Genomic DNA, 5830 nt, shown 5'->3' on the forward strand with positions numbered 1-5830 from the left:
CCTAACCTTCCCCGCCGGGTCCGGACCACGAACGCGGAGTGGGGCGCGGATCGTGTGATCCGCGCCCCAGTCCATGCTCCGGTAACAGGCGGAACCGTTACTGGTCCCTGTACATCTCGGCCACGAGGAACGCCAGGTCGAGCGACTGGCTGCGGTTGAGCCGCGGGTCGCAGGCCGTCTCGTAACGCTGGTGCAGATCGTCGACGAAGATCTCGTCGCCGCCGCCCACGCACTCGGTGACGTCGTCACCGGTGAGCTCCACGTGGATGCCGCCCGGGTGGGTGCCGAGGGCCTTGTGGACCTCGAAGAAGCCCTTGACCTCGTCGAGCACGTCGTCGAAGCGGCGGGTCTTGTGCCCGGAGGCCGCCTCGTAGGTGTTGCCGTGCATCGGGTCGGTGATCCAGGCGACCGTCGAACCGGATGCGGTGACCTTCTCGACCAGCTCCGGGAGCTTGTCGCGGACCTTGTCGGCGCCCATGCGGACGATGAAGGTCAGCCGGCCCGGCTCGCGGTCCGGGTCGAGACGGTCGATGTACTGGAGCGCGTCCTCGGCCGTCGTCGTCGGCCCCAGCTTGATGCCGATCGGGTTGCGGATCTTCGAGGCGAACTCGATGTGCGCGTGGTCCAGCTGCCGCGTGCGCTCACCGATCCACACCATGTGCCCGGAGACGTCGTACAGCTGCCCGGTGCGCGAGTCGACCCTGGTCAGCGCGGACTCGTAGTCGAGCAGCAGCGCCTCGTGCGAGGCGTAGAACTCGACCGTCTTGAACTCCTCCGGGTCGGTCCCGCAGGCGTGCATGAAGTTCAGCGCGTTGTCGATCTCGCGCGCCAGCTGCTCGTAGCGCTGCCCCGAGGGGGACGACTTCACGAAGTCCTGGTTCCAGGCGTGCACCTGGCGCAGGTCGGCGTAACCGCCGGTGGTGAAGGCGCGCACCAGGTTCAGCGTGGAGGCGGACGCGTGGTACATCCGCTTCAGCCGCTCGGGGTCCGGCACGCGCGCGGACTCGGTGAAGTCGAAGCCGTTGACGGAGTCGCCGCGGTACGTCGGCAGCGTCACGCCGTCGCGGGTCTCGGTCGGCTTGGAGCGCGGCTTGGAGTACTGGCCGGCGATCCGGCCGACCTTCACGACCGGCACGGACGCGGCGTACGTGAGCACGGCGCCCATCTGCAGCAGCGTCTTCAGCTTGTTGCGGATGTGGTCGGCGGACACCGCGTCGAAGGCCTCGGCGCAGTCGCCGCCCTGGAGGAGGAACGCCTCTCCCTTGGCGACGGACGCCAACCGGGCGCGCAGCTGGTCGCACTCGCCCGCGAAGACGAGCGGCGGATACGACTCGAGCTCCGCAACGACTGCGCGCAGAGCCTCTGTGTCGGGGTACTCGGGCTGCTGCGCCGCGGGCAGGTTGCGCCAGGTGTTGCCAGCACTCGCGCTGGTCTTAGCGTTCACGGTCACGACCTCAACACTACGGGGTCGTGTCGGGCGTCCAGACCCATGCCCAACAAGTGAGACACCCCGTACGCCCCTCGGACGTGGGGTAGGGTGCGTCGCATGTTCGCGCATTCGACCCAGACCTGGTGGTGGACCGCTCATCCGGCGGCCCGCTGACTGCGCGTACTCAAGACTTCGCGAAGGCCGCCCGAGGGGCGGCCTTCGGTGTTTCCCGGGGTCCGTTCCTCTCTCACCGAGATGGAGCACGGACCCATGAACCTGCTCGGCTTGCTGGACGACCCCCGTCCGTTCGCCCTGCTGCGCCGCCGCACCCCGGGCCACGACCACGAGCTGGTCGAGGTCCTGATCGGCCCGGTCGCCCCGCACGACCGTCTCGCCGACCTCCCCGACCGGAGCCTCGCGCTGGTGCCCTTCCGGCAGATCCGCGAGCGCGGCTTCGACGTCCGCGACGACGGCACGCCCCTGCTGGCCCTCACGCCCGAGGAGTCGTACGGCGTTCCGCTGGCCGAAGCCCTGGAGCAGCTCCCGGCGCACGACGTGCGCGTCGAGGCCGGCGGTTTCGATGTCGCCGACGAGGAGTACGGCGAGATCGTCGGACGCGTGCTGCACGAGGAGATCGGGCGGGGCGAGGGCGCGAACTTCGTCATCCGGCGGACGTACGAGGGTGAGATCCCCGGGTTCGGGCGGGCCGACGCGCTGGCGCTGTTCCGGCGGCTGCTGGAGGGCGAGCGGGGTGCGTACTGGACGTTCGTCGTGCACACCGGGGACCGCACGCTGGTCGGGGCCAGCCCCGAGGTGCACGTGCGGATGTCCGGCGGCACGGTCGTCATGAACCCGATCAGCGGCACCTACCGCTACCCCGCCGAGGGGCCGGCCCCCGAGCATCTGCTCGGCTTCCTCGCCGACGGCAAGGAGATCGAGGAGCTGTCGATGGTCGTCGACGAGGAGCTCAAGATGATGTGCACCGTCGGCGACATGGGCGGGGTCGTGATCGGCCCCCGGCTGAAGGAGATGGCGCACCTCGCCCATACGGAGTACGAGCTGCGCGGCAAGTCGACGCTGGACGTGCGGGACGTGCTCAAGGAGACGATGTTCGCGGCGACCGTCACCGGCTCGCCGGTGCAGAACGCCTGCCGGGTGATCGAGCGGCACGAGAGCGGCGGGCGCGGGTACTACGCCGGGGCGCTGGCACTGATCGGCCGGGATCCGGGCGGCGCCCAGACCCTCGACTCCCCCATCCTGATCCGCACCGCGGACATCTCCGCCGACGGGCACCTGCGGGTGCCGGTCGGCGCGACCCTCGTGCGCGGCTCGGACCCGGCGAGCGAGGTGGCCGTGACGCACGCCAAGGCGGCGGGTGTGCTGACGGCGCTGGGCGTGCGTCCGTCCCGGCCGCATGCCGAGGCCGCACGGCCACAGCTGGCCGACGACCCCCGGGTCCGGGCCGCGCTGGACGGACGCCGGGCCTCCCTCGCCCCGTTCTGGCTGCGGATGCAGGAGCGCGCGGCGGAACCGGCCGGGCACGCCCTGGTCGTCGACGGCGAGGACACCTTCACGGCGATGCTCGCGCACGTGCTGCGCTCCGGCGGCCTGGAGGTGACGGTGCGGCGGTACGACGAGCCGGGGCTGCGGGAGGCGGTGCTCGCACACGAAGGACTCGTCGTGCTCGGGCCCGGCCCGGGCGATCCGTCCGACCTCGCCGATCCCAAGATGCGCTTCCTGCGCGGTCTCACCGCCGAGGTGATCAGGGGTGAGCGGCAGGGCGTGCTGGGTGTCTGTCTCGGGCACGAGCTGATCGCGGCCGAGCTGGGACTGGACATCGTGCGAAGGGACGTGCCGTACCAGGGGGCGCAGACGGAGATCGAACTGTTCGGGCGGCGCGAGGTCGTGGGCTTCTACAACAGCTTCGTGGCGCGCTGCGACGACGAGACGGCGATGGAGCTGGCGGCTCACGGCGTCGAGATCTCCCGGGCGGCCGACGGTGAGGTGCACGCGCTGCGGGCGCCCGGGTTCGCCGGGGTGCAGTTCCACCCCGAGTCGGTGCTGACGCTGAACGGCGCGGCGGTCGTGTGGGAGCTGGTGGGGCAGCTGCGGGAAACGAGCGCGCCCTCGGTGTAGTGCGGAGCCCGGTCGGGGCCGCTCGGCCCCGACCGGCACCGGGCGCCGGGCCGTCAGCCGAAGAACACCCCGACCTCCTCGTACAGCGCCGGGTCCACCGTCTTCAGGCGGGCCGTGGCGTCCGCGATGGGGACGCGGACGATGTCCGTGCCGCGCAGGGCGACCATCCGGCCGAAGTCGCGGTCGCGGACGCAGTCGATGGCGTGCAGCCCGAAACGGGTGGCGAGCCAGCGGTCGAAGGCGCTGGGGGTGCCGCCGCGCTGGACGTGCCCGAGGACCGTCGTGCGGGCCTCCTTGCCCGTGCGCTTCTCGATCTCCTTGGCGAGCCACTCCCCGACCCCCGACAGCCGGACGTGCCCGAAGGAGTCCAGCGACTGGTCCTTGAGGACGACGTCGCCGTCCTTCGGCACGGCCCCCTCGGCGACGACGACGATCGGCGCGTACGACGCCCGGAAACGGGAGGTCACCCAGGCGCACACCTGCTCGACGTCGAAGCGCTGCTCGGGGATGAGGATGACGTTGGCACCGCCGGCCAGGCCCGAGTGGAGGGCGATCCAGCCGGCGTGCCGGCCCATCACCTCGACGACCAGGACGCGCATATGGGACTCGGCGGTGGTGTGCAGCCGGTCGATGGCCTCGGTCGCGATGCCGACGGCGGTGTCGAAGCCGAAGGTGTAGTCGGTGGCGGACAGGTCGTTGTCGATCGTCTTGGGTACGCCCACACAGGGCACGCCGTGCTCGTCGGACAGCCGGGCGGCCACGCCCAGGGTGTCCTCGCCTCCGATGGCGATGAGCGCCTCGACCTCAAGACCGGCGAGGTTCTCCCTGATCCGGCGGATGCCGTTCTCCACTGTCAGCGGGTTGGTCCGCGAGGAGCCGAGAATGGTGCCGCCGCGGGGCAGGATGCCGCGCACGGTGGGGATGTCGAGACGGACGGTGTCGCCTTCCAGTGGTCCTCGCCAGCCGTCCCGGAAGCCGGTGAAGTCATAGCCGTACTCCTGCACGCCCTTGCGGACGATGGCCCGGATGACGGCGTTGAGGCCGGGGCAGTCGCCGCCTCCGGTCAGTACTCCGACGCGCATGGAACAGTCCCTTCGCCGCAGGTGCCTGACGAAGGGTCAGTGTGACGTGCGCCTCACTCGTCGTCGAGGCCACGCTCTATCGCGTACCTGACGAGCTCGACGCGGTTGTGCAACTGGAGCTTGCCGAGGGTGTTCTGGACGTGGTTCTGCACCGTGCGGTGGGAGATGACCAGACGCTCGGCGATCTGCTTGTAGCTCAGGCCCTTGGCGACCAGGCGCAGCACCTCGGTCTCGCGGTCGGTGAGCCGGGGCGCCTTGGGTTCGCCGGTGTCGGGGGCGGGGCCCGGTTCGGAGGCCAGGCGGCGGTACTCGCCGAGGACCAGCCCGGCGAGGCCGGGGGTGAAGACCGGGTCGCCGACGGCCGTGCGGCGGACCGCGTCCTGGAGTTCCCCGGTGGAGGCGGACTTGAGCAGATAGCCGGTCGCGCCGGACTTCACGGCCTCCAGGACGTCGGCGTGCTCACCGCTCGCGGACAGCACGAGGACGCGCAGGGCGGGGTTCGCGGCGACGACCTCCTTGCAGACCTGGACGCCGGGCTTGGCGGGCAGGTTCAGGTCGAGCACGAGGACGTCGGGGGCGGCGGCCTTGGCGCGGCGTACGGCCTGGTCGCCGTCGCCGGCTGTGGCGACCACCTCGAAGCCCGACTCGGCCAGGTCACGGGCGACGGCGTCGCGCCACATGGGGTGGTCGTCGACGACCATGACCCTGATCGGGCCCTGCCGGTCTCCGCTGGTCTCCGTCATCGCTGCTCCGCCTTCCCCCGTGTGTCCGTCACGTCCTTCGGTACCTTCAGCTCGACCTCCGTGCCCTGGCCGGGCACGGAGATCAGTTCCGCACTGCCGCCCAGATCGCGCAGCCGGCCGCGGATCGACAGGGCGACGCCGAGCCGCCCCTCGCCCTCGGCCTGGACGAGCCGCCCCTTTGGGATGCCGGGTCCGTCGTCCCGGACGGTGACGACCACCTCGTCGGGCTCGTCCTCGACCAGGATCCACGCACGCGCGTCCGCACCGGCGTGCCGGCGGACGTTGTCCAGGGCGGCCCCTACGGCTGCGGCCACCTCCCGGGCGGCGGCCGGGGCCAGCGGCACGGGCGCGCCCGGCTCGGCGAGGCTGACCATGGCTCCGGCGTACGGCGCGAGCAGGGCGCGCAGGTCGACGGGGCCGCCCGGCTCGGGCTCCTCGTC

General features: G+C 71.5%; 6 protein-coding genes. 2 read left to right on the plus strand and 4 right to left on the minus strand.

Annotation, left to right across the window (positions count from 1 at the left end; genetic code table 11):
* Positions 1 to 97: 97 nt before the first annotated feature.
* The gene (locus tag ABZ281_RS34220; RefSeq protein ID WP_356661877.1) at positions 98 to 1450 is read right to left on the minus strand and encodes a class II 3-deoxy-7-phosphoheptulonate synthase; all 1353 of its coding nucleotides are present in this window, start codon (positions 1448 to 1450) and stop codon (positions 98 to 100) included.
* Between the two features lie 96 nt (positions 1451 to 1546).
* On the opposite strand from ABZ281_RS34220, the gene ABZ281_RS34225 reads away from it, so the two are divergent.
* Positions 1547 to 1603: a trp operon leader peptide gene (locus tag ABZ281_RS34225; protein ID WP_078625594.1), complete on the plus strand. Its 57-nt coding sequence runs from the start codon at positions 1547 to 1549 to the stop codon at positions 1601 to 1603.
* A gap of 96 nt (positions 1604 to 1699) precedes the next feature.
* On the plus strand, positions 1700 to 3565 hold the full coding sequence (locus ABZ281_RS34230) for an anthranilate synthase family protein (RefSeq protein ID WP_356661879.1): 1866 nt from the start codon (positions 1700 to 1702) through the stop codon (positions 3563 to 3565).
* Positions 3566 to 3618: 53 nt separating this feature from the next.
* Here ABZ281_RS34230 and ABZ281_RS34235 read toward each other — a convergent pair whose 3' ends face one another.
* The 3 genes from ABZ281_RS34235 to ABZ281_RS34245 all read right to left on the minus strand — a co-directional run.
* Positions 3619 to 4647 carry a 6-phosphofructokinase gene (locus ABZ281_RS34235; RefSeq protein ID WP_356661881.1) on the minus strand — a complete coding sequence of 343 codons (1029 nt, stop codon included), beginning with the start codon at positions 4645 to 4647 and terminating at the stop codon, positions 3619 to 3621.
* Positions 4648 to 4700: 53 nt separating this feature from the next.
* On the minus strand, positions 4701 to 5390 hold the full coding sequence (locus ABZ281_RS34240; protein ID WP_356661883.1) for a response regulator transcription factor: 690 nt from the start codon (positions 5388 to 5390) through the stop codon (positions 4701 to 4703).
* The coding region (locus ABZ281_RS34245) for an ATP-binding protein (protein WP_356661885.1) at positions 5387 to 5830 on the minus strand (444 nt) is incomplete at its 5' end. The genes ABZ281_RS34240 and ABZ281_RS34245, both read right to left, overlap by 4 nt.

The sequence above is a fragment of the Streptomyces sp. NPDC006265 genome, assembly GCF_040613555.1.
In the GTDB taxonomy this organism is placed as follows: Bacteria; Actinomycetota; Actinomycetes; order Streptomycetales; family Streptomycetaceae; genus Streptomyces.